At 59.9% G+C, this 25,855-nt stretch carries 23 protein-coding genes; 12 read left to right on the forward strand and 11 right to left on the reverse strand.

Translation table 11 applies throughout. The annotated features are described in order from the left end of the window. The first annotated feature begins 47 nt into the window (after positions 1-47). From ASC85_RS17280 to ASC85_RS17290, 3 genes are read left to right on the forward strand one after another with little or no spacing between them, the layout of a single operon-like run. Entirely contained in the window at positions 48-932 is an 885-nt protein-coding gene (locus ASC85_RS17280; RefSeq protein WP_057450621.1) for a hypothetical protein, read from the forward strand. Further along, complete coding sequence (locus ASC85_RS17285) at positions 929-1,303, forward strand: DUF6152 family protein (RefSeq protein WP_028236820.1); 375 nt, start codon at positions 929-931, stop codon at positions 1,301-1,303. The genes ASC85_RS17280 and ASC85_RS17285 overlap by 4 nt, the downstream gene beginning before the upstream one ends. Continuing rightward, positions 1,300-2,802 (forward strand): alpha/beta hydrolase domain-containing protein, encoded by a 1,503-nt coding sequence (locus tag ASC85_RS17290; RefSeq protein ID WP_201785299.1) that lies wholly within the window; start codon positions 1,300-1,302, stop codon positions 2,800-2,802. Before ASC85_RS17285 ends, ASC85_RS17290 begins: the two co-directional genes overlap by 4 nt. Before the next feature lie 38 nt (positions 2,803-2,840). Here ASC85_RS17290 and ASC85_RS17295 read toward each other — a convergent pair whose 3' ends face one another. The 3 genes from ASC85_RS17295 to ASC85_RS17305 all read right to left on the reverse strand — a co-directional run bounded on the left by ASC85_RS17295 (position 2,841) and on the right by ASC85_RS17305 (position 6,385). Next, entirely contained in the window at positions 2,841-3,404 is a 564-nt protein-coding gene (locus ASC85_RS17295; RefSeq protein ID WP_041931187.1) for a cytochrome b, read from the reverse strand. Positions 3,405-3,512: 108 nt separating this feature from the next. Further along, positions 3,513-4,967 (reverse strand): aldehyde dehydrogenase family protein, encoded by a 1,455-nt coding sequence (locus tag ASC85_RS17300; RefSeq protein ID WP_057450622.1) that lies wholly within the window; start codon positions 4,965-4,967, stop codon positions 3,513-3,515. 44 nt (positions 4,968-5,011) lie between these two features. Next, the gene (locus ASC85_RS17305) at positions 5,012-6,385 is read right to left on the reverse strand and encodes an aspartate aminotransferase family protein (RefSeq protein WP_057450623.1); all 1,374 of its coding nucleotides are present in this window, start codon (positions 6,383-6,385) and stop codon (positions 5,012-5,014) included. A 215-nt stretch (positions 6,386-6,600) separates the two neighbouring features. Between ASC85_RS17305 and ASC85_RS17310 the strand changes: the two genes are divergently transcribed. The 4 genes from ASC85_RS17310 to ASC85_RS17325 all read left to right on the forward strand — a co-directional run bounded on the left by ASC85_RS17310 (position 6,601) and on the right by ASC85_RS17325 (position 10,849). Next, a complete protein-coding gene (locus ASC85_RS17310; RefSeq protein WP_057450624.1) occupies positions 6,601-7,569 on the forward strand; it encodes a helix-turn-helix domain-containing protein in 969 nt (322 codons plus the stop codon). A 58-nt stretch (positions 7,570-7,627) separates the two neighbouring features. Further along, entirely contained in the window at positions 7,628-8,368 is a 741-nt protein-coding gene (locus tag ASC85_RS17315) for an IclR family transcriptional regulator (RefSeq protein WP_057450625.1), read from the forward strand. A gap of 204 nt (positions 8,369-8,572) precedes the next feature. Continuing rightward, positions 8,573-10,021, forward strand: coding sequence for an APC family permease (locus ASC85_RS17320; protein WP_057450626.1), 1,449 nt, complete (start codon positions 8,573-8,575; stop codon positions 10,019-10,021). Positions 10,022-10,141: 120 nt separating this feature from the next. Then, entirely contained in the window at positions 10,142-10,849 is a 708-nt protein-coding gene (locus tag ASC85_RS17325; RefSeq protein ID WP_057450627.1) for a haloacid dehalogenase type II, read from the forward strand. A 70-nt stretch (positions 10,850-10,919) separates the two neighbouring features. On the opposite strand, the gene ASC85_RS17330 is transcribed toward ASC85_RS17325, so the two are convergent. From ASC85_RS17330 to ASC85_RS17340, 3 genes are all read right to left on the reverse strand, one after another. Beyond that, positions 10,920-12,599, reverse strand: coding sequence for an HAD-IIB family hydrolase (locus ASC85_RS17330; protein WP_057450628.1), 1,680 nt, complete (start codon positions 12,597-12,599; stop codon positions 10,920-10,922). Positions 12,600-12,687: 88 nt separating this feature from the next. Further along, positions 12,688-13,680, reverse strand: a complete 993-nt coding sequence (locus ASC85_RS17335) for a ribose-phosphate diphosphokinase (protein ID WP_057450629.1) — start codon at positions 13,678-13,680, stop codon at positions 12,688-12,690. A gap of 112 nt (positions 13,681-13,792) precedes the next feature. Beyond that, positions 13,793-14,359, reverse strand: a complete 567-nt coding sequence (locus ASC85_RS17340; RefSeq protein WP_057450630.1) for a phosphoribosyltransferase family protein — start codon at positions 14,357-14,359, stop codon at positions 13,793-13,795. A gap of 343 nt (positions 14,360-14,702) precedes the next feature. On the opposite strand from ASC85_RS17340, the gene ASC85_RS17345 reads away from it, so the two are divergent. From ASC85_RS17345 to ASC85_RS17355, 3 genes are read left to right on the forward strand one after another with little or no spacing between them, the layout of a single operon-like run. Then, a complete protein-coding gene (locus ASC85_RS17345) occupies positions 14,703-15,599 on the forward strand; it encodes a universal stress protein (protein ID WP_057450631.1) in 897 nt (298 codons plus the stop codon). A 55-nt stretch (positions 15,600-15,654) separates the two neighbouring features. Beyond that, entirely contained in the window at positions 15,655-16,359 is a 705-nt protein-coding gene (locus ASC85_RS17350; protein ID WP_057450632.1) for a phosphoribosyltransferase, read from the forward strand. Continuing rightward, positions 16,352-17,047 (forward strand): dienelactone hydrolase family protein, encoded by a 696-nt coding sequence (locus ASC85_RS17355; RefSeq protein ID WP_057450633.1) that lies wholly within the window; start codon positions 16,352-16,354, stop codon positions 17,045-17,047. Before ASC85_RS17350 ends, ASC85_RS17355 begins: the two co-directional genes overlap by 8 nt. Here ASC85_RS17355 and ASC85_RS17360 read toward each other — a convergent pair. Both ASC85_RS17360 and ASC85_RS17365 read right to left on the reverse strand, forming a co-directional pair. Beyond that, positions 17,029-18,396 carry an erythromycin esterase family protein gene (locus ASC85_RS17360; protein ID WP_057450634.1) on the reverse strand — a complete coding sequence of 456 codons (1,368 nt, stop codon included), beginning with the start codon at positions 18,394-18,396 and terminating at the stop codon, positions 17,029-17,031. The two genes, ASC85_RS17355 and ASC85_RS17360, sit on opposite strands and share 19 nt — an antisense overlap. Before the next feature lie 145 nt (positions 18,397-18,541). After that, on the reverse strand, positions 18,542-19,189 hold the full coding sequence (locus ASC85_RS17365) for a BON domain-containing protein (protein ID WP_057450635.1): 648 nt from the start codon (positions 19,187-19,189) through the stop codon (positions 18,542-18,544). Between the two features lie 237 nt (positions 19,190-19,426). On the opposite strand from ASC85_RS17365, the gene ASC85_RS17370 reads away from it, so the two are divergent. Beyond that, the gene (locus ASC85_RS17370) at positions 19,427-21,709 is read left to right on the forward strand and encodes a heavy metal translocating P-type ATPase (RefSeq protein WP_057450636.1); all 2,283 of its coding nucleotides are present in this window, start codon (positions 19,427-19,429) and stop codon (positions 21,707-21,709) included. A gap of 148 nt (positions 21,710-21,857) precedes the next feature. On the opposite strand, the gene ASC85_RS17375 is transcribed toward ASC85_RS17370, so the two are convergent. The 3 genes from ASC85_RS17375 to choX form a co-directional block, all read right to left on the reverse strand. After that, positions 21,858-22,442, reverse strand: a complete 585-nt coding sequence (locus tag ASC85_RS17375) for an HD domain-containing protein (protein ID WP_057450637.1) — start codon at positions 22,440-22,442, stop codon at positions 21,858-21,860. A 1-nt stretch (position 22,443) separates the two neighbouring features. Then, the gene (locus ASC85_RS17380; RefSeq protein ID WP_057450638.1) at positions 22,444-23,571 is read right to left on the reverse strand and encodes a TauD/TfdA family dioxygenase; all 1,128 of its coding nucleotides are present in this window, start codon (positions 23,569-23,571) and stop codon (positions 22,444-22,446) included. Between the two features lie 104 nt (positions 23,572-23,675). Next, positions 23,676-24,620, reverse strand: a complete 945-nt coding sequence (gene choX / locus ASC85_RS17385) for a choline ABC transporter substrate-binding protein (RefSeq protein ID WP_057450639.1) — start codon at positions 24,618-24,620, stop codon at positions 23,676-23,678. A 180-nt stretch (positions 24,621-24,800) separates the two neighbouring features. Here choX and ASC85_RS17390 point away from each other — a divergent pair, with 180 nt between their 5' ends. After that, positions 24,801-25,721, forward strand: coding sequence for a LysR substrate-binding domain-containing protein (locus tag ASC85_RS17390; protein WP_057450640.1), 921 nt, complete (start codon positions 24,801-24,803; stop codon positions 25,719-25,721). Positions 25,722-25,855 lie beyond the last annotated feature (134 nt).

Consider the following 25,855-nt stretch of genomic DNA (forward strand, 5'->3'; position numbering starts at 1 on the left):
GGATGTCAGTCACTACCAACGTGTAGAAAAAGACGCAGGTCATGCCTATGAAAATGCTCCCTCTTGCTCATGCAGTCATCGCGCTGCTGGCCATCCTGGCCGCCGCAGCGAATCCCTCGTTCGCCATCGCCGCAACGCCCAGTGCAACCTCCAGCGCGGCCCAACCGAAAGCTGCACCGCCCGACATCAGCGGGTTGTGGATGCCGGTGGGGAGTTCTGTGGACCCCCTCGTCAACAGCACTGGTGCCGACAACCCCGACACGAATATCGGCCCTCCATTCGGCACCACGCCGGAACTCAAGGGTGTCTACCTCGAGAGCGCCAAGCAGCGCACTGAAGCCCTCGCCAAAGTGGGCAGCGAGTTCAAGACCTCGTGCAAGGTGCTGGGCATGCCAACGAACATGGTCGGGCCCTACGCGGTAGAGATCATGCAGACGCCGACGCAAATCAACTGGGCGCAAGAGTTCCTGCGTGAGACTCGTCGCATTTACCTCGATGGGCGCGGCCACCCCAATCCGGAGGAAGCGCCGCCGACGTTCGAGGGCCATTCGGTCGCACGCTGGGAGGGAAATGTGTTGGTCGTCGAGACGACCAACATCCGGCAGGAAACCACGTTGGGCGAGTATGGGCATGCCGACGATTCGCTCGGCCATGGCCCGCGCATGATCATCAAAGAGAGGATCTTCATCAACGACGAAGGCCTGCTGCAGGTGGACGGCAGGGTCGAAGATCCGGATGCGCTGGTCAAACCATGGCAATGGGCGCCGCTGACTTTCCGCCGTGCGCCCAAGGGGGGCGAGTTCATGGAGTTCGTCTGCGAGGACAGCAATAACGAGTCGATCGATCCCGTGACGGGCGCGGAAATCACGACGATTCCCGAGCGACGGAGCCTGAACCAAGCGGACAATAATAATCAAGGAGACACGAAGTGAATCTCAAATTCATGCTGTTCAGTTTGGCGTTCCTGGGCTTGCCGGCACCTGTGGTTTTTGCCCATCACTCCTACTCGGCCTTCGACATGTCGAAGCTCGTCACGATTGCCGGCACAGTGAGTGAGGTGCAGTTTAAGAATCCTCACGTTTGGTTGTTCGTCGATGTGCCGGCCGGGGATAAGAGCGAGACCTGGGCCATCGAGGCCGGCGGCCCGAATATCCTGATTCGTCAGGGCTGGATGGCCAATACGCTCAAACCGGGTGACAAGGTCGACCTGCAGCTCGCGCCGATGAAGGACGAGATGAAGACGGGGGGAGCCCTTCAGGCGCTGCGATTGCCCAATGGGAAAACTATTGGAGTCTGGAAATGAAGCCCATGGGCGAGGTTTGGTTGCCCAGGCTTTCCATGGCGGCTTTGCTGGTACTGACGACGGGCACGCCCGTCGTCGCGCAAACGCCATCCATGCCACAAATCTCCCCGGTACCTCCCAGTGGCCGGTTGCCTCTCGCGTCCGCGTCAAGGCGCGGCACGGAGTATGTCGACCTCGAACGATTGGGGTATGTAGAGGAGGAGTACTACCTGCTGGGGCTCGCGCCAGCGATCACCGCTTCTGGCGAGCACTTGTTCGACGCGCCCTACGTGACGCGTTTTCTTATCCGCAAACCCAAGGATCCTGGTCGCTTCAACGGCACAGTCGTGATGGAGCCGTTCAGTTGGATGGGTGAACGCGGCGCGGGCTGGATCCTCACCCGCAACTACCTGATGCGCAAGGGTTACGCTTTCGCCGGCTATACACTCAGCATCAATCGCCCGGCGAACGACCCCAAGACACTGGATTGGGATCCCGAGCCCCGTAACTTGAACCTGGACTTCATGCGGCGCTACGACTACAAGCGCTACGCACCGCTCGGCAGCTACTACGACAGCGACCGGTTTCGACGCGGCAGCGGTCCCGATCAGTACCCGCCCCAGGCGCAGGGCATTGCTGCGCAACTGGCTTTGCTGCTCAAGTCAAACCTTGAAAACGGTCCCACACAAGGGCTCGACGTCAAGCGCATCTATGTCAATACCTGGGCAATCAATGGGCAGCTCTGGCTCGATTATCTCGATCAGGGCCGTCACCAGCAGTGGCGCATGCCGGACGGCAAACCGCTGATCGACGCCTATATGACGGGGCACGTTGTATATGGCGACTTGGGGGGCGAGGTGCTCAGGGTGCCGCGCAAAATCCCCATGGATGCTCCGTTCGTGACGGTCTACAGCCAGACGGAGGTGGTGCACGATGCCAGTCAGGAGATCGCGCTACCGTCAGATACGGACCAACCGAAGCTGCGTTACTACGAGGTCGCGGGCATGCCGCACCTGCGGCTTGTCGATCAGGGCACTGACGGAACGGAGCCGCACCCGGCTGACGGTGACAAGCGCAACGATCCGCAATGCCAGTCTCTCTATGACGAGCCGGTGGAGACGGTCGTGTCCGCGATCCTCGACGCGATGGATCGCTGGGTGCGCGAAGGTGTGCCGATGCCCAAGGCTGAACGGGTCGGTCGGGAGGGGAAGAGTGTTGCCCGCGACCCACAGACCGGCAACCTGCTGGGAGGTGTACGTCCGCCGTGGATCAAGGTCCCGAGCGCCACCTACCTGACCGACCATGAAACCGACTGCGGCTCAGCCTTCGACACGAAAGTGCCATATTCCGCGCAACAGCTGAAGGCGTTGTACGGCAGCTATGCAAGTTATGCGAGTCGTTTTGAGGCCGCCAAACAACAGGCGATCAAGGAAGGTTATTTGCTGACGGAGGATGCGGTATTCGTCAAGCCAGTCGCTGTGCCAGCGGACTTTACCGGGCCTCTGCGGTCCGAGCCGTGAGTGAAGGCGTTGGCATCTTTTGCCAACGCCTCATCAAGTCACAGCATGCGGCGCAGGACGTCGCTTCGAGGGTCCCGGTCGAAGAGCCGGTGTTTGAGGGCGCCGGCAATATGCACCACGATCAGGCCGAGCAGGGTGTAGGCGAGCACTTTATGCAGCCATTGAAAGACGACGAACCAGTCGTCATTTTTCCCAAGTAGTTCCGGAAGGTTTATTCCGAAAAAGAACACCCCGTCACTCATCGTGTAGGTGCTCGACATCGAATAGCCCATCAACGGCACGATCACCAGCAGTGCATACAAGGTGCGGTGCGCAAGCCATGAAGAAACTCTCTCGTAGCGCGCCAGCGTCTCCGGCGGTTGCGGCAGCCTGGGGGTGCGCACGCGCAGGATGATCTGAATCAGGGCCAGTAGAAACGCCAGCACTCCAAAGGATTTGTGCCACGGGTAGTAGAGCTCATATTTGCTCGCCACTTCGTCATCGAGCCCGGTCATGTGCCAGCCTGCCCAGAGGAGGCCGGCGATGAGCACGGCGCGCACCCAGTGCAACATACGCAGGGACGTCGGATACCGATCAATTATTGTTTGATTTTCCGGATTCATCGCGGTCTCTCCATCGATCATCAAGGCATCGAAAATGCACGTTTTGGACGGCCACCCTCCACGACACAGGGGCTTGGAGGGTGGTCCGGTCAGTGCGGATTTTTGTTCTCAACTGGGTAGCAATACGGTAATGACTTTCTCCTCGGTATAGGCCAACGCGCCGCTAAATCCGCCTTCACGGCCAACACCACTGGACTTGACGCCGCCCCAGGGCAGGTTGGCGTCCAGCGGGCTCCAGCAGTTGATGCCCACGGCACCGGCCTTGACCGCTGCGGCGACGCGGTGTGCTCGCACCAGGTCGCTTGTCCAGACCGTGGCCGCCAGGCCGTAGTTGGAATCGTTGGCCAGCGCGATCGCCTCGTCCTCGCTGTCGAACGTGATCACCGTGCCGACGGGGCCGAAGATCTCGTCCCGGGCGATCGCCATGTCATTGCGGGCATTGGCGAAGATCGTCGGCTGGACAAACCAGCCCCGCTCAGGGCTCGATACGCCGCCGGCCAGCAGGGTGGCACCTTGGTCGATGCCCAGTTGGATGTAACGGTTGACGCGATCCAATTGCGCCTTTTTGGCCACCGGCCCCATCTGCACGTCGGGTTGGCGAGGGTCGCCGACCTTGACGGCTCGCGCGGCATCGGCAAGCGCTGCGGCGAAGCGATCAGCGATGTTGCGTTGGACCAGGATGCGCGAGCCAGCCGCGCAGATCTGTCCCTGGTTGGCAAACAGGCCGAGCGAGCAGCCGAACAGCGCGTCCTCGAACGAGGCGTCGTCGAAGACAATCTGTGGGCTCTTGCCGCCCAGCTCCAGTGCCACGTGCTTGAAAAGTACACCAGCGGTGCGTTGGATTTCGCGTCCGGCCTCGGGGCTGCCGGTGAAGCTGATCTTGGCGACGTGGGGGTGCTCGCACAAAGCCCGGCCCACCTCGTTGCCGTAGCCGGTGACCACGTTGATCACGCCGTCGGGGAAGCCCGCTTCCTGAGCCAGCGCCGCCAGGTGCAGGGCCGACTGTGGCGTCTCTTCCGAAGGCTTGATGACCACGGTGCAGCCGGCCGCCAGCAAAGCGGCGAGCTTCCAGACTGTGATCATCAGCGGCGAGTTCCAGGGAACGATGGCGCCAACCACGCCCACCGGCTCGCGGATCGTGTACGAGAGGGCCTTGGTGCCGAAGTAGCCGCCGGTGGGAATGGTGCGGCCCTCCAGCTGGTTGGCCCAGCCGGCGGCGGCGCGCAGGTTGGCGATGGCATTGGGTACGTCCAGCCGGCGCGGCTCGATCGGTGAGCGCCCGATGGCATTGGCGTCCAGGTCAGCCAGCACGTCGGTGTCGCGCTCCACCAGGTCCGCCAGCTTCGACAACAGCCGGCCACGCTGGGCGCCGTCGAGCTGGCTCCAGGCGCCACCTTCAAGTTGGGAGAGTGCCGCCGCTACGGCACGGTCTACGTCCTCGGCGGTGCCGCGCGCGGAGCTGCCGTAGATCTGTTCTGTCACGGGGTCGACGAGTGTCATGCGACGGCCGTCGGAGGCCTCGAAGGACGCGCCTTCGATGAAGTGGTTCAGGTGTTGAGTCATTTTGCAGTCCCTGATTGATGTGGAGTAGTCGGGGTATACACACCTCATCCCTTGAGGGAGGCCAGGGCGTCGCCAAAGATGTCCAGTGCCTTGAAGAACAGCGCGCGCGAGATCGTCAGCGAGGGCATGACTCGCATCACGTTGCTATAGCGACCGCAGGGAATCATCAGCACCCCGTGGTTCAACAGGTAGCCCATGAGTTGGCCGATCTTTTCCGGTGCCAGTGGCGCCTTGGTGACCGGGTCCTCGACCAGCTCGATCCCGATCATCAGGCCGCGACCACGGACTTCACCGACCAGCGGGCTGTCGAAGCCACGGATACGTTCCTGCGCTTCCAGCCCCAGCGTATGAGCGCGGTTGAGCAGATCGAGCTCCGGGTCCTGGAGGATGCTGATGTTGGTCAGCGCCACGGCCGCGGACAACGAGTTGGCGGCGAAGGTGTTGGGCATCGATCCGTCAGGAATCGCGGCTGCCAGGTCCGAACGCATGATCAGGCCCGCCATCGGCAGGTCGCTGCCGATACCCTTGCCGAAGGTCAGCATGTCGGGCTTCACGCCCGAGTGCTCGACCGCCCACATCTTGCCGGTACGCCCGGCGCCGGACTGCACTTCATCGACGATCAGCAGCGCGCCGCTGCGGTCGCAGGCCTTGCGCAACAATTGCAGGAACTCGGGTGAGGGTGGCACGTAACCGCCTTCGCCCTGCACCGGTTCGACGATCACGGCGGCCACATCATCGGCGGCGGTGTAGGGGGTGTTCAGCAGGTAGTCCACGTAGTCGCCGGCAATCTGCTCGGCGTTTTTGTGCGTGGTGTCGAAGGGGAAACGATAGGCATAAGGGTAGGGCGCATGAATGACCCCGCCCATCTGGGCGCCGTAGCCCTTGCGATAGGCCGTGCCTGTGGTCAGCGCACCGGAGGCGTTCCACACGCCGTGGTAGCCGCCGTGGAAGGCGATGATCTGGTGCCGTCCGGTGACGCGTTTGGCGAACTTGATCGCCGCCTCCAGCGCATCGCTGCCGCTTTGCGTGAAGAAGGTGATGCAGTCGCCGCGCAAGCCGTCGGGCGCGATCTCGGAGAGCTTGGCTGCCAGTTCGGTGCGCCGGGTGCTGTTGACTTCCAAGGCATGCATCAGCACTTCGGACTGTTCGCGAATGGCCTGCACCACCTTCGGATGGCAGCGGCCTACGCTGCTGACGCCCACGCCAGCGGACAGGTCGATGTAGGTGTTGCCATCGGCGTCCTTGAAGGTCGCGCCGAAGGCCCGGTCCATGGCCACGGGCATGCGTGCGCCGCCGCGAGCCATCGACTCGGTACGCGCCGACAATGCCAGGGCCTCGGTGGCCCTGGGGCCAGGAATGGCGGTGTTGATCCGCGGGGCATCGGCGAAATGGAGGGATTCTAGTTTGGCTTCACTCATGACGGTCTCTCAGGATGTCGGTTTCAGTGTCCCGATCATCCTCGTGGCCCGTTCCTGGCCGGTAGCCCGAATCGGCACATTGGGCGGGCCGGTTCAAGCGTCAGCACCAGAGCACTGACACGACCTAAAGAAAATTTGCATAATTCTCTTAATGTGAGAATATCGCGCAACAAGGCGTTCTAAAAACAAGAATATCGGCCGAGGCTTGCATCACCATGAAAAATCTGAACATCAGCCATTTTCGTGACATCCATGTCCACGCCGCCACCGTCCAGGATTGGAACCAGGACTACAACCAGTTAACCGCCGGTTCGGCCGAGAGTTCGCTCATCCAGTTGACGACGGGGCGTTGCCACGTATTCCGCGAGCAGATCAACCAACGCGTGGTGCAGCATGGCGTGGCCCCCCGAGGCAAGATGTGCTTTGCCGTGCCCATCACCGTCCCGGGTTCGATTCGGATGCAGGGTCGGGAGGTGGACGAGAGCAGCCTGTTCTTTCTTCATGGCGGTGAGGAGTTCATGTTCCACATGCCGATGGGCATGGAGCTGCTGGCCATTACCTTCGAACGCGAATTGTTCGAACAGGCGTTGGCGCAAACCGCGTCGGCCAAGGAAATCAGCCAGTTACTCCGTCAGCCTGTAATCAGGCTCCCCGCGCAACGCTACGCTGACGCTCGACGTCGGATGCTGGCTGCATTCTCCCAGGCGCTCTCGAACGAAGAGCACGACAATGGGCAGGACCGGGAGCAGGAACTGGAACAGGCCATGCTCGGCGAGTTGCTGCAACTCATGACCGACCCGGCCTGTGACAAGCAGCAGCGTTCGCCAAGCTCCACGCGCAGCTTCATTGTCGAGAAATGCCATCGCCTGGCGACCGCGGAACTGAACAACGTGCCCAGCGTCGACGAGTTGTGCCAGCGACTCCAGGTGAGTCGACGTACCGTGCAGAACAGCTTCCGTTCGGTTGCCGAGACGACACCGCTCAATTACTTGCGCTCCGTGCGGCTCAACGGTGTACGCCGAACCTTGATGACCACCCAGGCGTCGCGTCTTTCGATCGGCGATGCCGCCGCCCAATGGGGTTTCTATCACCTCAGCCATTTTGCCGCGGAATATCAGGAACTGTTCGCCGAACTGCCCTCTCAAACCGCGCGCGCTGCCATCAGCGGTTGCGCACTCGCTTGAATATCTGCCTGCTGCACTGCGCAACGGGCTGGCTTGACTTCACAAGGATGTAGAAACGATGAATAGCCTTCGCCGCCTGCTCAGAGTCTTCGACTTGTTTCGCCCTGAGCAGCCGGTCATCGACGTGGACATCATTTGCCAGGAGCTCGGCTACACGCCTGCCACCGCCTATCGTTATCTGCGCGAGCTCGGCGACGCGGGCTTCTTGAAGCGGTTGCCGCGCGGCTACGCACTCGGCCCTCGAATCGTCACGCTGGAACATCAGATGGCGAACTACGATCCGTTACTGGCATGCAGCCGGGACCTGGTCGACAGGCTGGTCGACGATACCGGCCTGGATGCGCTGGTCAGTGAGTGGCATGGCGATTCAGTGGTCAACGTGCTGATCCAGCGGGGTTTCGATGTCGGCCCGGTCGGTGGCGACAGGGGGCGGCCGATCGATCTTTTTCACAGCGCGACCTCGCGGGTCGTGTTGGCGTATCTGCTGCCGCGCCAGATCCGACGCATCTATGACGCTCACGCGATCCCGTCCGGATTGTTGCACCTGGGGTTGGCGTGGAAGCCGTTCACCAAGAGCCTGCTCGCCATCCGCAAGCAGGGCTACTGTATCAGCGAAAGCGAGTTGTACCCGGGACGCAGTGGCGTTGCGGCGCCGATCTTCGACGAAAAACGGCGCGTCCTTGGGAGCATGACCCTGGTCGGGCGCAGTGAACGGTTCCGGGCGTTTCAACCGGGTTACCTGTGCGACCTGGTTACCGGCGCGGCATCGGAACTGACGGCACGTATCGCCTTGCAATGAGGGGCGGGAGGGGATGGATGATGACCTGTCCGGTTTTTTTCGAGCACAGGTCTCTTGTTACCGATTTGGGATAGTGGGAGGTTCAGGGAGAGGCATAGGATCGAATCCAGCGTGCGACAAGAACTACAACGCCATCCGGTGACGGTGAGCGGTTGACTGCATCGATCCTACAACGCCTGCCTCATACAATAAGGTCAAGAAAACATGAGTGTACCTCTCCCGGTCAACAGCTCCACGGAGCTCAAGCGTGGGGCCCTGGGTGTCGGCTTCATCATCTTCTTCGTGGTTTCGGCGGCGAGCCCCTTGAGTGTCATCGCCGGCGGCTTTCCCATTGGCATCATGTTGGGTAACGGTGCCGGCACGCCGGCGTTGCTGATCCTGGCCCTGCTGGTGTTACTGGCGTTCTCGGTCGGCTACACGACCATGTCCCGGCACGTCACCAACGCCGGTGGTTTCTATGCGTTCACCTCTCGCGGCCTGGGTGGCCTGGCCGGTGGGGCGGCGGGGGTGCTGGCGATGTTTGCCTACAACATCCTCCAGGTCGGCCTGTATGGCATGTTCGGTGGGGTGGTCAGCGGCACGATGGAAAGCGTGTTCGGCCTGGTGTTGCCTTGGTGGTCGTATTCGCTGATGGCGATGGCCAGCGTTGCGATTCTCGGCTATCGCAAGATCGATCTGTCGGCACGGGTGTTGTCGGTCATTGTGATCGCCGAATATCTGGCGATCCTGCTCCTGGACTTCGCCATTCTCAGGACCGGCGGCGACAGTGGCATCAATCTCGACGCGTTTGAGGGCCGCCACGTGTTCAGCGGCACCCCGTCGATCGGCCTGCTGTTCTGTTTCGCCGCGTTCATCGGCTTCGAGGCCACCACCATCTACGGCGAAGAGGCAAAGAACCCGAAACGTACGATCCCGATTGCCACCTACTGTTCGGTGTTGCTGATCGGTGGTTTCTACGCGCTGTCGGTCTGGTCGATGGTGATTGGCGTAGGGGCGGACAAAATCGTCTCCACGCTTCAGGCCTTGCAGGACCCGACGACGTTTATCTATGGCATGTCCGATCACTTTGTCGGCCCGCACCTGACCCAGGTCATCCGCGTGCTGTTCATGGTCAGCATCTACGCCGGGCTGTTGGCGTTCCACAATGCCGCGGCCCGTTATTTCTACGCCATCGGGCGTGACGGCTTGCTGCCCAGCCGGTTGGGGACCACCCATCGCGTCCATCAGAGCCCGCACATGGGCTCGGCGCTGCAGAGCTTGATCTCCGCCGTGGTCGTGCTGATTTTCGCCGCGATGGATGCCGATCCGATCCTGCAACTCTTCGCCTGGCTGTCCAACCTGGCGACGCTTTGCGTGATTTTGCTGATGGCGCTCACGTCCGCCGCGGTATGGGCCTTTGCCCGGCGCCACCCCGAGCTCAAGCTGGGGATCTGGCGTGGGCGGATTTTCCCGGGGTTCTCTTGCATCGCGCTACTGGCGGTCCTGTTTATCGCGGTGGTGCATTTCGATGTGCTGACGGGCGCGAGCAAGACCTTGTCGTATGGCCTCTGCGCCATCATTCCCGCAGCCCTGCTGGCTGGCGTGTTCCTCGCGGCGCGACTGCGCAAAGTAGCGCCGCAACGGTATCGGGTGTTGGGCAGTCACAAGCTATAGGAGCCTGCGCAGTATCGATGGCGCTTGACGAGGATAAAGCTAAGCTCATTGATTCCTGCGTTCCAGTGCCCCAGCGGCCGGTGTGCCAGGCTGGACCGCAAATAGCAGAGGAGTCTTGCGATGACGCTTCCACGAGCGTTGGCATTCGATGTGTTCGGTACCGTGGTTGACTGGCATTCAGGCATCGCACGTGAGGCGAGTACCTTCGTGTCGACCTACCTGCCCGCTGTCAGCCCCACAGAATTTGCAATGCAATGGCGCCGGTTGTATGCGCCAGCGCTGCGCGAGTGCATCAAGGGGCATGGAGGCTTCGTCGTGCTGGACACATTGCACTACGAGACGCTGGTCCAGTTGTTGACGAGTTACGGCCTGGAAGTCGAGCAGGTTGCCCCCGAGGCATTGCACACGCTTGCCCATGCCTGGCGTCGCCTGGACCCGTGGCCTGACGTGGCCGAGGGCCTGGCCCTGCTGCGTCGACGCTTTGCGGTGGTGACCTTGTCCAATGCCAATGTGGCCTTGATGATCGCCATGAACCGCTACAACGGTTTGCAGTGGGACGCGCTGCTGGGGGCGGAATTCGCGCAAACCTACAAACCGGATCCTGCGGCGTACCTTTCTACGGCCAGGGCACTGGACATCAAACCCAATGAACTCTGCCTGGTGGCCTGCCACCACAGCGATCTTGCGGCAGCCAGGAATTGCGGCCTGATGACGGCCTATATCGACCGGCCCATGGAATACGGTGGCGCGCCTGCACCCGATGCCGCCGACGCCCAGGGTTGGGATTGGCAGGCCGATAGTTTCATTGATCTTGAACATAAGCTCTAGCTGCTTGAGGGGCTGTTCAAGTGGAATCGGGAACAGTGCGTTTGAGCCCGGATGCAAACGACATGACCCCCTAAAGGTGGTAGCGCGATTGCACCCATTGCTGGATTTGTTCCAATGCTTTGCTGGGGGCCAGGGTGCTGTCCGTTTCAATGAGGCGTGTCTTGTTGGCAAGCACATCGTCCCGGATCACATGGCGAAACCAGTTGGAAAAATCGCCGGCCTTCAAATGTTCGCCAAGAGCGACATCGGGCAGTTGTATCGAGAGGGACAAAAACTCCGTCAGGTTCGCGGCACTTTTGCCTAGGGCTGGAAAGTGAAAGGCATGCCATGCGCCTACATTTCCCGAGACGTACTTGCCGCTGTGACGATGGTGCTTCTGGTCTGGCTGGACCTGGTCGAGCAACACCACTTGTTCGCCTTCTCGTATATTCCACAGACAGCCATGTTCCAGGCCTGGTGAACGCCCTGGAAAGGCGGGCCAGCTGTGTTGTATGCGTTTGGCGAACTGTTCGACCAGTTCCCGGGCAGTGCTGCCCAACGTTACCAGCACGTCAACCTCCTCAAGGAGCGCCGGGCATACCTGATCGAAGTTCAGGGCAACGATGATTGCCCCCATGTTGCCGAGAAAGCCGGGTGGCCAACTGGCACAGTGGGGAAGCATGTAGTGGGCTTCGTCCACGATCAGCCAATAGGGTCGCCCCGAAACGTTGCGAAGATGATGGATTGCAGGCAATAGCTCCCCAAACAGTTGCACGCGCGCCGCCGGATCCAGAGCCAGGGCGCTGATCACAACGTTAAGCCGCGCCTGTAGAAGCAGTTGCACCGACTCCTCGGTCGTCGGGGGCGTGGTCAGGCCGCCCACCGTAACCGCATCGTCAAGGGTCAGATAGTCGCCTTCCGGATCAATGATGCAGAAATCCTGGCGAGCCTGGACCATTCGTTCTGTCAGCCAGGTAATGAAACTGGATTTGCCAGAGCCCGAATTGCCAACGACCAGCAGCACCGACTCCGCAGGCAGCCAGGCCTTGTTCGCATCAACGGTCTGGCCCAACACGACCCCGGTGCGCTCGATGGGTACCAGCGCGGCGTCTTTTTCCAGCAGCATCTCCACCAGCTCGCAGACCCCGCGGCCATGGTCTTGGCTGAGGCACACGTCTGCGCTGGACTTTATCGACGCAATGGCATTGTTCACGGCCGCGGCACAGCCACAGATCGATAAAAAGGCGTGGTCGTTTTCCGCATCGCCCACGCCCACCACGTTCAACTCACTGATACCCAGTCTTTGCAGAGCAGCACTCAGGCCCGACGCTTTGTTCACACAAGGAGGCAGGACCATGATCGCATCCTTGTTGAACGTCATCTGCCACTCCAGGCCGAGTTCGCGGATGCTGCTGAGCACCGTGTTTTCAAACGGACGCCACGTGGCGATGACCGATCGGCCGATCGACAACGGCGAGACCCCTTTGCCACGTAGGCTGGCCACCAGTTCGGTCGAAGCTGGATCAGCGATGAGTTCTTCGGTGTCCGTGACGGGGTCGTACAAGAGCGCGCCGTTTTCGACGATTACCAGGTCAAACAGATCAAGGTTTGGAAACTGGTGCTTGAGCGCTTGCAGTTCCCGGCCGGTCACCAGCAGTAGCTTGCGGCCGCTCTCTTTGAGGCGCGTGAGCGCTGCACAGACCTGCGGCGGGACGTTGCCGTTTTCGGCAATGGTCCCGTCAAAATCCATTGCCAAGGCTAAGAAGTGCATGCTCTCTCCAGGCTCGGTTTAATCGGATTCCGTCCAGTCAGGATTCGGTCGGCGAACCAGAATGGAATCATTCCTGTTCTGCACGTTGTCATCGATGCAGCGACAGGCCAGGCATGCCGTTTCCTGAAAATGCACCATTTTCCACCAGGAACGTGGCGATCAGGCCGGTGCTGTCGAGCACCTGCAAGTGTTGCGTGACGCACTCGGGCGGCAGGCGAAACGGCGCAACGGTGTCTGTAATCGCGATGTGTTCGAAGATCGGCGGGTCGAACAGTTGAGGGCCAGTGGTAAACAAACCATGGGTGGCGGCGGCGAACAAACGTGTGGCGCCGGCCTTCTGACAAGCCAGGCCAGCACGTTTGAGCGTGTCCCCCGTGCTGATCAGGTCATCGAAAACAATGGCGGTCTTGCCGGCAACATCGCCGATCAGCAGGGTGCCCGTGAGCGTGGTATGGGCACGGTGCTTTTCCATCAGGGCGCTGCCGACCGTACGTCCCAGTTGTCGCTCCAGGGCCTGGCGAAAGTGTTCGGCGCGCTTGGTCCCCCCCGAGTCCGGAGACACCGCGACCACGGCGGCGTCGCCGACTCGTGTAGCGAAATGCTCGGCAAACAGTTCCGCGCACTGCAGATTCCATGCAGGCAGGCGAAAGGCGTTATCGAACGCGGCGGGATTGTGCACGTCCAGGGTCAGCAGGCGATCCACGCCACTGGCTTCGAAAAACGACGCCACGTAGCGCGTGATGGTCGGGTCTTGAGGCTGGCTGCGGCGGTCCTTGCGCCCATAGCAGAGGTAAGGGCAAACCACCTGCACCTGGCGCGCGCCGGCATCCCTGAGGGCGCCGCAAAAAAACAGCAGGCGACACAGCTTATCGTTGGCGCTCTGCCGACCGTCGCCATACAAGGCGTGGAAGACTACGACCTCGCGACCGTTTACCGGATCCAACGGGCGACACTTGTGTTCGCCGTCTTCATAGTCACGTTCCTCATGGCGTGCCAACGGGCAGCCAAGCCGTTGAGCCACGCGAGCGGCATACTGCTCGCTGCCTTGCAGGGCAAAAAGAAGCGGGGGCAGGGTGAGCATGCAAGACTCCTCTGAGGCTGCCGGCAAGGCGCCTCATTTCAGTGGCACGTATCCCTGTGCATTTTTACCATTGCGAGCTTGCCTGGCCCGCCGGCCTTGATCGAGCGCATCCTCAACGGGCCGCGCCATGGCGCACCACCTCAATGCAATACTGCGCTTCGAAGGGCGGCACATGGCATTCGACGATGTCATCGGCGGCGACCTGCAAATGTATGCCAACAATGTTGGCCCGAATCGGTTGCTGGCAGATATGCCGGTCCACCAGCACGGCGGTATGGACGCGACGGGCCCCCAGTTGCGCCAGGTAGGCGCAAGTGCGCAAGAGCGAATGGCCTTCGAAGAGCACATCGTCGACCACCAGCAAGGTGGTATTGGCCAGGTCGAGACCGCCCAGGGCCGGGTTTTCGGTCAATTGGGTGTAGGTATGCAGCACCTGCAGGTCGTCGGCGTAGCGCTTGACCCGGAGAGGGTAAAGAGGCAATTGCGGCTGGCCGGTCAGATGGGCAATGTACTCGCGCAACCGTTGCGCCAGCGGTTCGCCCCGGCGTTGGATACCGATCAGTGCCGCGTGAGTCGGAGGCAGGAGGGTCGCGGCTTTGCGCGCCATTGCCTGCAGCACGTCATCCAGCTCGTTGCTGTCATACAGGCGCACCCGCTGACTAGCCAGTAGGATCGTCATCGCCTTTCTCCTGTCGGTAACCCATGGGTCAGCTACCCAGGCGCTGCACCATTGTGCCTGGGTTTCCAACCAAGGTAATCCGGTTGTCATTGACGAGATTGACATTGATCAATCGCGGCCCAAACAAAGGCCGGTCATTGGCGAGGGCGAACCACCAGCCCGCCCCGACGCGCATGCGTCGTTGAATGCCTGGCCGACGAAAGTACTTGATATATATCAACGCCACGGTTGCCCTGACGGAGGATGGTGAACCTACAACGAAGGTGCCCGTTGCAGCGGCAAACACGACAGTGGCCCGCCGTGGCAGGCAGTGACAAACGTGCAAGCTCCATGGAGTCCGATCATGAGCCAGTATCAACGGTTATTGCTGATCATCAACCCGGCCCTGCGCCAGTCCCAAGCCTTGGAACACGCCGCGGCCCTGGCCAAGGCCAGCGGTGCGAGCTTGCATGTCGCCGCCTTGATTCCGTCCTGGAAACTGTTGTCACTGCTTGAAGAAGGTGACCGGGAACAGGCGCGCGAAGGCTTCCTGCAAGACCATCGCGACTGGCTCAAGAACCAGGCGAATCACCTGCGCGAAAGAGGCATCGACGTGACGACGGAGGTGACCTGGGCCGATGACATGCAGCAAGACATCCTCGATCACGTCGCCGAAATGCAGCCTGACCTGCTGATCAAGCAGGTGCAGCACGAATCAGCGGTAAAGCGGGCTTTTCTCACCCCGCTGGACTGGCGCTTGCTGCGTCACTGCCCGGTACCGGTGTACCTGCTGAGTGAAAGTGAAGGTGACCTGCCCCTGCCGCGCAAGGTCGTGGCGGCGGTCGATGCGTCCAATACCCTGGCGCAGGACAACGAGCTCAATGAGCAGATCATCCAGCAGGCATGCGGGCTCGCCATCCAATGTGATGCCGAGTTGCACTTGCTGTACGCCTGCGACATCTCGATGGTGTACATGGGCGATATGGGCGGCGGCGGTCTAACGCTCTCGGACCTTGGCGCGCAGTTGCGCAAAGAACATGAAACATCTTTTTTCGACCTGGCTGACCGATATGGTGTGGCCGCTGACCGGCGTCATTTCATTGAAGGGCACCCTGTGGCGGTGCTGAGTGCGTTCGCCGATGAGCAGCATATGGATGTGATTGTGATGGGCAGGGTCCAGTCCCATGGCCTGGAAAAGCTTTTGGGCAGCACGACCGAACATACCCTCTACCAGGTGCCTTGTAGCGTTCTAGCCATCTAGCGCGGCCAGGATCGTCCATAACGAAGCGACAGCATCATTGCCTCAGGAGGTTCCCATGATTCAGAGCCCCTCATTGCAAACCACTTTGCCGAACCGCACCGAGGCCGGGCGGCGACTGGTGGAGCCCTTGCTCAAGTACGCCAACAGACCTGACGTCATCGTCCTCGCCTTGCCCCGTGGTGGCGTCCCGGTGGCTTATGAAGTCGCTACCGCCCTGAAGGTTCGCCTGGACCTGATGTTGGTGCGCAAGCTGGGCATCCCATCGCACCCGGAGTTTGCCATGGGCGCCATTGCCAGCGGTGGCATACAAATCCTCAATGACGACGCCTTGCGGGTGCATCCGATCGATCGCGCCAGTTTCGAGGCCGTGGTCGCCCGGGAAACGCAGGAATTGTCTCGGCGCGAACAGGTGTATCGGCAAAACCGCCCGCCGTTGCAGCTCAAGGACCAGGTCGTGATCCTGGTGGACGACGGCCTGGCGACCGGTTCCTCCATGATGGCTGCGGTCCATGCGGTACGCGTGCAGTCCCCGGCGCGCATCGTTGTCGCGGTGCCGGTTGCTCCTTTGGAAACGGTCGAGGCTTTGCGCAGCGAAGTGAATGAAGTGATTTGCCCGCTCATTCCCGAGTGGATGATGTCGATCGGTTATTGGTATTTGAGTTTTGCCCAGACTTCGGACGAAGAAGTCATCGATCTCATGCACCAGGCCTGGCAGCGGGAAGCGTCGAGCGGTTGCACGACGGAGCATCCTGATGCTTGAACCTCAATCTCGATCCATCGACCTGCCAGGCGTGGAGCTATCGGCCGATCTGCGTTTGCCGGCGAACACGCGCGCCCTGGTGATCTTCGTACATGGCAGTGGCAGTGGTCGCGCCAGCCCGCGTAATCAATACGTGGCCGATGTCCTGGCCCGTCGTGGCCTGGGGTCGCTGTTGTTCGACCTGCTCACCGGACCGGAGCAGCGCATGGACAATCTGACCGGGGAGTTGCGTTTCGATATTCCCTTGTTGGCCAGGCGACTGATCCATGTGATTGACTGGGCCCGCCGCGACCCTGAACTGCGCGCGCTGCGAATCGGTCTGTTCGGTGCCAGTACCGGCGCAGCAGCGGCTATGGTGGCTGCCGCCGAGCGCGTGGATGTGGTGGCAGCGGTGGTCAGCCGGGGAGGGCGAACCGACCTGGCGGGGCCGGCGCTGGTCAGGGTGGAGGCGCCGACCTTGCAGATTGTCGGTGCACAGGACCCACTGGTGTTGGGCTTGAATGACCAGATTCGCCGGGTCCTTCGGTGCGAGCAGGCATTGGAAGTCGTGGCGGGGGCCACGCATCTTTTCGAAGAGCCCGGCACCTTGGAGGAAGTCGCCAGGCTGGCCGGCGACTGGTTTGAGAAATACCTGCTGGTTTCCAACCCCTCAACAAACTGCCCACCTCTTCATACGCCAAACGGATAGGTTTCGTCCTCCGGTTCCAGCTGCTGGTTTTGCGGCAGGGGCAGCGCCGTGACCGGCCTGGTTTGCTCGAACCAGATCATGGCATCGAATTGTTCGGCCAGTACCGACTCGAAGTAGTGACTGAAACGCTCGCTCTCGGGGCGGTAAATCACCCCGATGGCCCGTTCCAGCAAAGGGGTGGACAACACGCGTTGCAGTTCTTTTCGCTGCGGATCCCGCCAATCGGTCAGGGACGCCGCCACTCCAGCCCTGAGGAACTGATGTTCCCAGCTGTCCGGCCGGGAAGGGCGAATGTCCTTGATCCGCATCTCACCGTCCCAGTCATCGGCGGCAGCCACCTGGCCTCTGTCGGTGGCCATGCCGATCAAGACGGCGTCACGCCCATAGGTGCTACGGCACAGTTGACCGATGTTGAACTGCCCCTTCCAACCCATTTCCGTGGCGCCTGCATTGCCGATATGGGAGTTGTGCGCCCAAACCACTGCCTTGGCGTGCGGCCCCCGATGTTCGAGCAAGGCACGCAACGTCTCGAACATGTGTCGGTCCCGCAGGTTCCAGGAGAGCGTCGATCCTCGATAAACCGCGCGGTAATACTGTTCCGCCGCCACCACCACCCTGGCGTTCTGCGTCGCGTTGAAGAACGCTTCGTCGTCGCGGATGAGCCCGGCCAATTGCTCGGCCAGCATGACGTTGAGCTGCTCGACCACCGCTTGTTCGCAGGGCATTACACCGTCGCGCTCGACAAAGTGACCATACAACGCGGGATCATCCTGCCACGGAGTCAAGCAACCATAGCGCCGCCTGGCTTCATGGGCCAGATGCGGGTCGATCCGTTCCAAATAGCTCAGCACCTCATGAATGGAGTTGCGCAGGCTGTAGACGTCCAGGCCACGGAACTCGACTCGTTGTTCGGCAGCCAGCGGGTGATTGTGTCCATGCAGCCAACGGGTGAATGCCTTGACTTCGCTGTTGCGCCACATCCAGGTCGGGAACCTGCTGAAGATGTGGCGTTTCCACGCCGAATGCGCCAGCCCGCGGACGTACTGGTCGACATGGCCGGCGTCCGGCCAGTCGGCCTCAACCGCCACGATATTGAACCCGTGACGTTCGATCAGCCGTTGGGTAATCGCCGCCCTGGCTCGATAGAATTCGCTGGTTCCATGACTCGCCTCGCCGATCAACACCACCCGCGCGTCGGCATAGCGATCGAACAGTTCGGCAAAGCCGGGTGAGTCCAGGTCCGGCAGTGGTTCAGCGTATTGACGCAGCAAAGGGGCTATGTGGGCTCTATCAACGTGAAATTGCCGACCGTAGAGCTTTTCCATCAGTTTTTGCGAAGGTGAGTTCATGAACGTCATCCCTCAAAGTTGAGCACGCAGGCGGAATATCAAAATCCCTGAGAAAAGGTAATGCTGTTCAGTTCAAGAGTAGATTCCGCTACTTGCTTGAGTGAACAGCGTTGCGGGGGCCAAGGGGTTCTTGCGGGCTACAGATTCAGGCGATCAGCAAATGATCTTCTACCTTGTTGACCCCCGGTACAGACCAGGCGGCCCGTTCCGCGATCTGACGTTCACGCCACAGATGCACTCTGCCTTCAAGCTTGACCACACTGCCTTCAACCTTGATTTGAATCGCCTTGGCGTCGATTTCGGCATTGCGCTTGAGCGCTTCTTCAATGCGCCGCTGGATATCGGCCACAGCCACCTGGGGACGCAGCGTGAGTCGATTGTCCACGCCGACCACGCCCGAGAGCTTGCGCACGGCCCGTTCTGCGGTTTCCTTCTGGTACTGCCAGTCCACCTGGCCTTCCAGGCTGATCCAGCCGTTCTCCACGATCACCTTGACAGCGCCTATTGGAAGATCGGAACTCCAATCAATGATGTGCAGCGCGCGAGTGGCGATGGCGTCATCTGTCGTGCCGGCCTCCTTGTCCAGTCTTACCTGGAGTTCCTCGGCCACTGCGCGCACGCCTTTCACCGCCTTGACGGCACGTTCGGCGCTGACTTTCTGGGCGTAGTCGCTGACATGGCCAGTCAGGGTGACAACCCCGTTGTGTACGGCAACGCCAATGTCGGCGGCATCGATACCGGGCTGGAATTCAAGCTCTTCCAGAATGGTGTTACGCAGGCTCAGGTCGCTCATGACGATGTCCTCGGTAGAAGGGGCAGGAGTCGCCCGTTCCTCTTTTTTACCCTCGGTCAGCGTCAAGACATTGAGCTAGGTCAAGTGGGTAACAGTGCTCGCTGGCCGTTGATCGCTAGGATCGATAGGGTAAGGGCCATGTCCCTACGGGCAACGACACGGAAGCGGGTCGAGCCCTGGGCGCGCGCCAGGATTCGCACAACGAGGCAGGCCAATCGTTTTTGAGGAAGTTTTCTTATGCTCGATAAATGGCTGGACCCCGTTCTCTTGCTGTTCACCGCTCTGACGCTGCTGGCTGGGGCCGTTGCGCATATTGCGCAGCAACCCGAATGGGCGTCGATATGCTGGGCGGCGGGCAGCCTGGTAATGTCTGGGGTCCTGCTGGTTGAAATCCTGAAGCGCCTGGCCCGGCGCGAGAGCGGTGTCGACCTGATCGCCCTGCTGTCGATCACCGCCGCCCTGGTCTTTGGGCAGGCCCTGGTAGCAGCGCTGATCGCCTTGATGCTGGCGAGCGGCCGAATCCTGGAGTTCTTTACCCGGCAACGTGCCGAGCGGGAGCTCAGTGCGCTCATCGATCGGGCGCCACGTTTTGCTTGGGTGCAGGAGGAGAGCGGCTTACGCAAAATCCCCGTTGAGCAGGTCCAGCCCAATCAAACATTACTGGTGCGGCTGGGGGAAGTGATTCCGGTTGATGGTCGCTTGCTGAGCCCTGTGGCGGTTCTCGACGAGTCGGCGCTCAGCGGCGAATCGTTACCCCAGACGCGCCGGGAAGGCGAACAACTGTCCAGCGGGGTTTCCAATGTCGGTGCGTCGATCCTGCTCATCACCACACGCACGGCGGCGCAAAGCACCTACGCCGGGATCGTGCGCCTGGCCGAGACGGCACGCCGTTCCCGTGCGCCTTTCGTGCGTCTGGCTGACCGTTACGCACTGCTCTTCATCCCCTTGACGTTGCTGATGGCTGCCACGGCTTGGTACATGAGTGGCGATGCCTTGCGGGCACTGGCGGTTCTGGTGGTGGCCACGCCGTGCCCTTTGATACTGGCAGTGCCGATTGCCATCATGTCCGGTATCTCGCGGGCGGCGCGGCGCGGAATACTGATCAAGGATGGCGTGACCCTGGAAGCGCTGGCCGGCATTAAACAGGTATTCCTCGACAAGACCGGCACCTTGACCAGCGGGCATGCCCGCTTGCAGTCGATCGAGACGAACGGCCCCATCGATCCTCAACGCCTGCTTGGCCTGGCCGCTTCGCTCGCGCAGGCTTCGACGCACCCCATCTCCCAGGCTATCGTCGACGCTGCGCATCAACGCAAACTGCCGCTCTGCGTCCCGCAAGGAGTAGAGGAGAGCCCCGGTGCAGGGCTGTCTGGGCAGGTCGACGGGGTACAGGTGCGTTTTGGCACATTGGCGTTTGCCAGTAACGATGCGCCCGTGACCGACTGGGCCACCACTATGCTGCGCCACATGGATTACCAGGCATGCAGCGCAAGCTTCATCGCAGTGGATGGCAAGCTCGCTGGCCTGCTGGTCTTCCTCGACACCGTTCGGCGCGAAACCCCGCAAACCCTGCGTCGACTGCGCAATAGAGGGATTGAACGGATCGTCATGCTCACCGGGGATCGCCTGGAAACTGCCGAAATGATTGCCCTGTCCGCCGGGATAGATGAACTGCGCGCCGGGTTGACCCCCGAGGACAAAGTGCAGGCTGTACAGCAGGGTTGCCAGCGCGCCAGCACCTTGATGGTCGGTGATGGCATCAACGACGCCCCCGCGCTGGCGGCGGCCAACGTCGGCGTGGCGATGGGGGCCAGCGGTGCCACCGCTTCTGCACAAGCGGCGGGTGTTGTGTTGCTGGTCGATCGCCTCGATCGTCTGGTCGAGGCACTGGACATCGCCCGGCATACCCGTTTTATCGCCCGCCAAGGCGTGCTGGTGGGGATGGGAATGTCCTTGCTGGCCATGGCGCTGGCGGCCTTCGGTTATCTACCGCCGCTGATCGGTGCCGTGGTGCAGGAGGGCATCGACGTGGTGATCATCGTCAACGCCTTGCGCGCCTTGGGGCCGTTCTGGGCCCAGGGGAAAAGAAAGCTGGCCGCTGAGCATATTGATCACCTGCAAGCTGAACACCAGCAACTCGGTGCGCTACTGAGCAATCTGCATCGACTGGCCAGCGATTTTGCCCAGCGACCACCTGAGCAGGCACGGACTGACCTGGCGGAGTTGGTCAACCACCTGCAGACCTCACTGGCGCAGCATGAGCGCGAAGATGAGCACACGCTGTATCCACTGCTGATACGAAACATGGCAGGTGAGGACCCGCTTTCGGCCATGAGCCACGTCCACCGGGAGATTTTTCGCCTGATTCATTTGTTGGCGCGCATGAGCGACGACTTCAGTTGCGCCCCCGCCACGGCAACTGCCGATGAGATCCAGCATCAACTGATCCACCTGGACACCTTGGTGCAACTGCACTTTGAACAAGAGGAGGAGCTGTTTCGTTATTTGGATTGGCGCTAGCGATTGAAACCGGGCAAAAAGACCGTGTTGTCAGTCTTTAAAAGGCTGTCCGAGTCGCCAGAAAAATGAGATGACTCGATCAGTTCTGCCGCATGTCGGCGCGCTCCATCAGCGCACCGACGCAGGGTTACCAAGCCCTTCTGCTCACTTAAGCAAGCGAATATTCCGTACCCAGCACCGCTGGGTCAAATGGCTTGCGAGCGAATATCCGCCTTACCATTGGTGTGAAGTGCGCTAGATCGGGGGTCGGATAGTTGGGGTCGAAAGATGCTTGGTCCCATAGCTCGCAAAAATCGACACACAGTTGAAAGCATGGATGATCCTTGTAGCGGTCTCTCTCGTTCCTATCACCACCAAAATGATGGGCGTAGTAGAAACTCTGAAACAGACCATGATGATGAAGAACCCAGGCCACCTCGCCGCGAACATAGGGCCGAATGATGGAAGCCGCGTATTGGGAGTGGTTGTAAGGGGCCAGGTCGTCACCTAGGTCATGGATCAGCGCTCCCACAATCATGTCCTCATCTGCACCGTCGGCCTCGGCACGTGCGGCGGTTTGAAGCGAGTGATCGAGGCGGTTGATCTTGTAACCGCTCAACGTCGTGGCCAACCCTTGCAGGGCATTTAGAATCCGGTCTGCCAAGCCCTTGTTGAACTCACTCTCCAAATGCTCAAGGAAATGATATTCCTCGCGAGAACCATCCTTCATTCGGATGAAATCGACCTGATCCATCTCATGCCGCCTCTTCAGTTGATTTTTTCCGTTTACGAATTTCGCTCAAGCGCTCAAGCGGACCGTCCAGGTCGATATAGCAGCCTTGTAGATGCCGATGCCCTTGCGTTGGATCGTAGCTGGTGCGCCCATGGAGAACTCGACTGTTGTCGAAAAACATCAGCTCCCCGGCTTGCAGTCGAAACTGGACTTCATAATCCGGGTGGTTGAACAGCTCAGCGAGGCGCTTGCGGGCCTTGTGGAATGCTTTTACATCGTCAGCGCTCAACAGCGGCAAGCTGTCCAACCGAGGGCTGTAGTGAACGCCCAGAGTTTGGCCTGCGTCATCGGTGTTGATCATTGGACGTCGAGTGGTCAATTCGACCCCTTTATCTACAAATCGAAACCGAACGGGCGTGTTCTTGAGCAGCGTATAACCCGTAGGGTCCTCGCGTCTCAGTGCGTCAACGACCTTGACGCTGTCGACCAAGGTGGAAAGACCACCTGTGGTTTCATTGACCAGGCAGTGAAGTAACTGGATGCCTGGAACCGGGTCGCGGTAGGGGTTATCGGTGTGCGGCCCGAGACGCACACTGCGATAAGCCAGATCGTTCGCTTGAGGCTTTGAGTAGACTTCGAAATATTTGCCGAAATTGGTTTCTTTCACATACCCAAATTTACTGCCGACGTCCAATACCTGCTCCTGTGTGTTAGGAACATGTGTCAGCACGATATAGCCATATTTCAGATACGCCGTCAGTGCAGCTTCAAATGCCTGGTCATCGTTCAGCGCACGCCAGTCATGCCGCACGAGGCGTTGATCCAGACTGCTGTCCCAGGCGAGAGCTGAGAGAGTGTTATCAGCATCGAGTATCTCGGCCAAAAGCAAGTCCGTTGAATAGATGGCGCTGTGTCCATCACTGAAGGATATCTGTACTCGACCCTGTGTCAGCACCTCTACTGCAGACAGTTGGATGTCCGGATCAATGAGGTGGGAATCGAACAGACGCTGCTGAGTGATCGTGTCCGTAGAGTCAGGGTCTTGGGTTTTTTCCCGGAGCCATAAAGCGGGAACATCGTACTCGTTCTGCCCTGTCGAGAATTTCACCGCCGGTGGGGTCTTTTGAATTTTCAATTCAGTGGCTTGCATTTCGCAGATCCTGAGAGTGGAGGTGAACCATTCTTGGAAAAAACATGGCCAATGGAAACGCCAGAAAGCCGAATCCATGCCATGCATTTTTCTAATACAAAGCGTCAGATGCCAAAGTAGGTGCGGGATGCACTCATGGCATCTTTGCCGTCAAAGGTGGTGATGCCGTCCAGCCATTTTCCCAGCCAGGCCGGATTCTTCTTGATCCACGCTTTGGCGAGCATTACAGGGTCCTGTTTGTTCAAAATACCCACCATGATTTCGCTTTCCATGTCAGTGTCGAAACGCATGTTGCTGATGAGCTTCGCTGCGTTCGGACAACGTGTTGCGTAATCAGGCGCGGTAACGGTGTAGACCGAGGCTGCACCATAGTCGGGACCAAACACCTCATCCCCGTCGGACAGATAGGTCATCTTGAATTCGAGGTTCATGGGGTGCGGAGCCCAGCCCAGGAACACAATCGGCTTATTACGAGCGATGGCACGCGAGACCTCCATTCGCATGGCAGTCTCACTGGACTCAACCAGTGTGAAGCCGCCTAGGCCATAGAGGTTCTTCTCGATCATTTTTTTCAATGAGGAATTGCCTCCGCTTCCGGGCTCGATACCGTAGATCTTGCCGCCCAGTTGATCTTTGAATTTTGCGAGATCCTGAAAGGAATGCAGGCCCTGTTCCGCCAAGTAGGTAGGAACTGCCAAGGTGTACTTGGCCCCGGTCATGTTTGGCGGCTGTTGCTTAAGAAGCTTGCCTTCATTGACCAACGGCATGACTGTGGGGTCGAGCGATGGGGACCAGTAATCAAGAAACGCATCCAACTTACCTCCCTGGATCGAGGCGAGAGCGATGGGCACTGCGACCATGGTCTTGCTGGGGGAATAGCCTATGGACTCTGCAACCGCCATGGTCAGGCCATTGTTAGCGGCGTTATCAGCCCAACCTAAATCGGCTAGTCGAATGGATTTGCACTGTTCGGTATCAGTCGCCGCGAAGGCGCCCAGTGATGAAACGGTAAGTCCAGAAAAAGCTAGACACAACAGCGATTTACGCATGGCAACTCTCCGCATACCAGATTGATCGACGGTGTTTGTTTGGGGCTTGGCAGCGAACGAATTTGTATGTGAGGATGACCGAGTTATTGTTGTTTTGGATGTCGGCGCCAATCCAAGACTAAGTAGTTGATGGCAGTTGAGATACCCACTCAAACCTTATGCGTGGCATGCGAAAATCTTATGGCTGACGAGAAGAGAGCTGTTCCTGCGATGAAGGCGCTTCTGGCCTTCGAGGCTGCAGTGAGATTGGGATCCATGACCGCAGCGGCCAAGGAAATCGGGACGACTCAACCCGCCATTTCTCAGCAGATCAGAAGCCTTGAGGAATCTGTCGGGGGGACGTTGCTTGATCGGTCCGGCAATCAGCTTCGACCGACCTTGGGTGGCAAACGCTTCTATGAAGACCTATCACCGCTATTGTCAAATTTGCATTCCGCGCTGGAGCGCGTTCAGGCAGGTTTCTCCAACCATGTCCCTTTAATCACAATTTCTGCCAATTTCGGTTTCTCTCATCTCTGGTTGTTGCCTCGGCTGCATATCTTGCAGCATGAGTTCCCTGATCTGCGGTTCCAAATCCTTCCGGTAGATACAAACGACATCTCCAACCTCCATGACGTCGACCTTGCCATCAGTTTCGATCAGCGAAACCCAAGGCACGAAACGGAGATCATGCTCGCACCTGAAAGAGTCTTCCCTGTGTGTAGCCCAGGTTTTGCCCAGGCACATGGCTTGAGCGCTGACGTGACGGAGCGGGATTTGCGGTCTGTCGCGCTGCTGCATATGGATGAGCGCAACCCACGATGGCTAGACTGGGCAAGGTGGTCAGCCCTGGCTGGGTTCGGTCCGATTGACGAGAAGACGAGCTTCACCTTCAACAATTATCCGCTGCTATTGAACGCCGCTATTCAGGGGCATGGCCTCACGCTCGCGTGGGGGGCGCTCGTGGAGAAGGCCGTGCAGGACGGGTTATTGGTGCGGCTGGGGCCAACAGTGTTGCGTGAGGATCACGGTTATCTGCTGCGTACCAGGCATCGCAACAACTCACTGATCACTCCTGTGATCGACTGGTTCAAGTCGTCCATTGTTCAGGCGAGTACGTGACGCCCTAAGACTTGGACAACACATGCGATGCGTCGCATGTTGGTAAGCATCTGCTGCAGTCCCCAGCCTGGCTTACGCAAGGCTCGGGCGGAAGGCAAGCCTTAACCCAGAATGCGGCTCTTAACGGCGCCAAT

It is taken from the genome of Pseudomonas sp. Root401, from assembly GCF_001425105.1.
Taxonomy (GTDB): Bacteria; Pseudomonadota; Gammaproteobacteria; order Pseudomonadales; family Pseudomonadaceae; genus Aquipseudomonas; species Aquipseudomonas brassicacearum.

Excerpts from the sequence above, each read along its gene's own strand:
- ASC85_RS17335 (WP_057450629.1), bottom strand. The coding sequence starts at position 13,680 with ATGCTCACCCTGCCCCCGCTTCTTTTTGCCCTGCAAGGCAGCGAGCAG.
- ASC85_RS17295 (WP_041931187.1), bottom strand. The coding sequence starts at position 3,404 with ATGAATCCGGAAAATCAAACAATAATTGATCGGTATCCGACGTCCCTG.
- ASC85_RS17330 (WP_057450628.1), bottom strand. The coding sequence starts at position 12,599 with ATGCACTTCTTAGCCTTGGCAATGGATTTTGACGGGACCATTGCCGAA.
- ASC85_RS17380 (WP_057450638.1), bottom strand. The coding sequence starts at position 23,571 with ATGCAAGCCACTGAATTGAAAATTCAAAAGACCCCACCGGCGGTGAAA.
- ASC85_RS17360 (WP_057450634.1), bottom strand. The coding sequence starts at position 18,396 with ATGAACTCACCTTCGCAAAAACTGATGGAAAAGCTCTACGGTCGGCAA.
- ASC85_RS17300 (WP_057450622.1), bottom strand. The coding sequence starts at position 4,967 with ATGACTCAACACCTGAACCACTTCATCGAAGGCGCGTCCTTCGAGGCC.
- ASC85_RS17355 (WP_057450633.1), top strand. The coding sequence starts at position 16,352 with ATGCTTGAACCTCAATCTCGATCCATCGACCTGCCAGGCGTGGAGCTA.
- ASC85_RS17320 (WP_057450626.1), top strand. The coding sequence starts at position 8,573 with ATGAGTGTACCTCTCCCGGTCAACAGCTCCACGGAGCTCAAGCGTGGG.
- ASC85_RS17345 (WP_057450631.1), top strand. The coding sequence starts at position 14,703 with ATGAGCCAGTATCAACGGTTATTGCTGATCATCAACCCGGCCCTGCGC.
- ASC85_RS17325 (WP_057450627.1), top strand. The coding sequence starts at position 10,142 with ATGACGCTTCCACGAGCGTTGGCATTCGATGTGTTCGGTACCGTGGTT.
- choX (WP_057450639.1), bottom strand. The coding sequence starts at position 24,620 with ATGCGTAAATCGCTGTTGTGTCTAGCTTTTTCTGGACTTACCGTTTCA.
- ASC85_RS17280 (WP_057450621.1), top strand. The coding sequence starts at position 48 with ATGAAAATGCTCCCTCTTGCTCATGCAGTCATCGCGCTGCTGGCCATC.
- ASC85_RS17310 (WP_057450624.1), top strand. The coding sequence starts at position 6,601 with ATGAAAAATCTGAACATCAGCCATTTTCGTGACATCCATGTCCACGCC.
- ASC85_RS17365 (WP_057450635.1), bottom strand. The coding sequence starts at position 19,189 with ATGAGCGACCTGAGCCTGCGTAACACCATTCTGGAAGAGCTTGAATTC.
- ASC85_RS17340 (WP_057450630.1), bottom strand. The coding sequence starts at position 14,359 with ATGACGATCCTACTGGCTAGTCAGCGGGTGCGCCTGTATGACAGCAAC.
- ASC85_RS17315 (WP_057450625.1), top strand. The coding sequence starts at position 7,628 with ATGAATAGCCTTCGCCGCCTGCTCAGAGTCTTCGACTTGTTTCGCCCT.
- ASC85_RS17290 (WP_201785299.1), top strand. The coding sequence starts at position 1,300 with ATGAAGCCCATGGGCGAGGTTTGGTTGCCCAGGCTTTCCATGGCGGCT.
- ASC85_RS17305 (WP_057450623.1), bottom strand. The coding sequence starts at position 6,385 with ATGAGTGAAGCCAAACTAGAATCCCTCCATTTCGCCGATGCCCCGCGG.
- ASC85_RS17350 (WP_057450632.1), top strand. The coding sequence starts at position 15,655 with ATGATTCAGAGCCCCTCATTGCAAACCACTTTGCCGAACCGCACCGAG.
- ASC85_RS17370 (WP_057450636.1), top strand. The coding sequence starts at position 19,427 with ATGCTCGATAAATGGCTGGACCCCGTTCTCTTGCTGTTCACCGCTCTG.
- ASC85_RS17375 (WP_057450637.1), bottom strand. The coding sequence starts at position 22,442 with ATGGATCAGGTCGATTTCATCCGAATGAAGGATGGTTCTCGCGAGGAA.
- ASC85_RS17390 (WP_057450640.1), top strand. The coding sequence starts at position 24,801 with ATGGCTGACGAGAAGAGAGCTGTTCCTGCGATGAAGGCGCTTCTGGCC.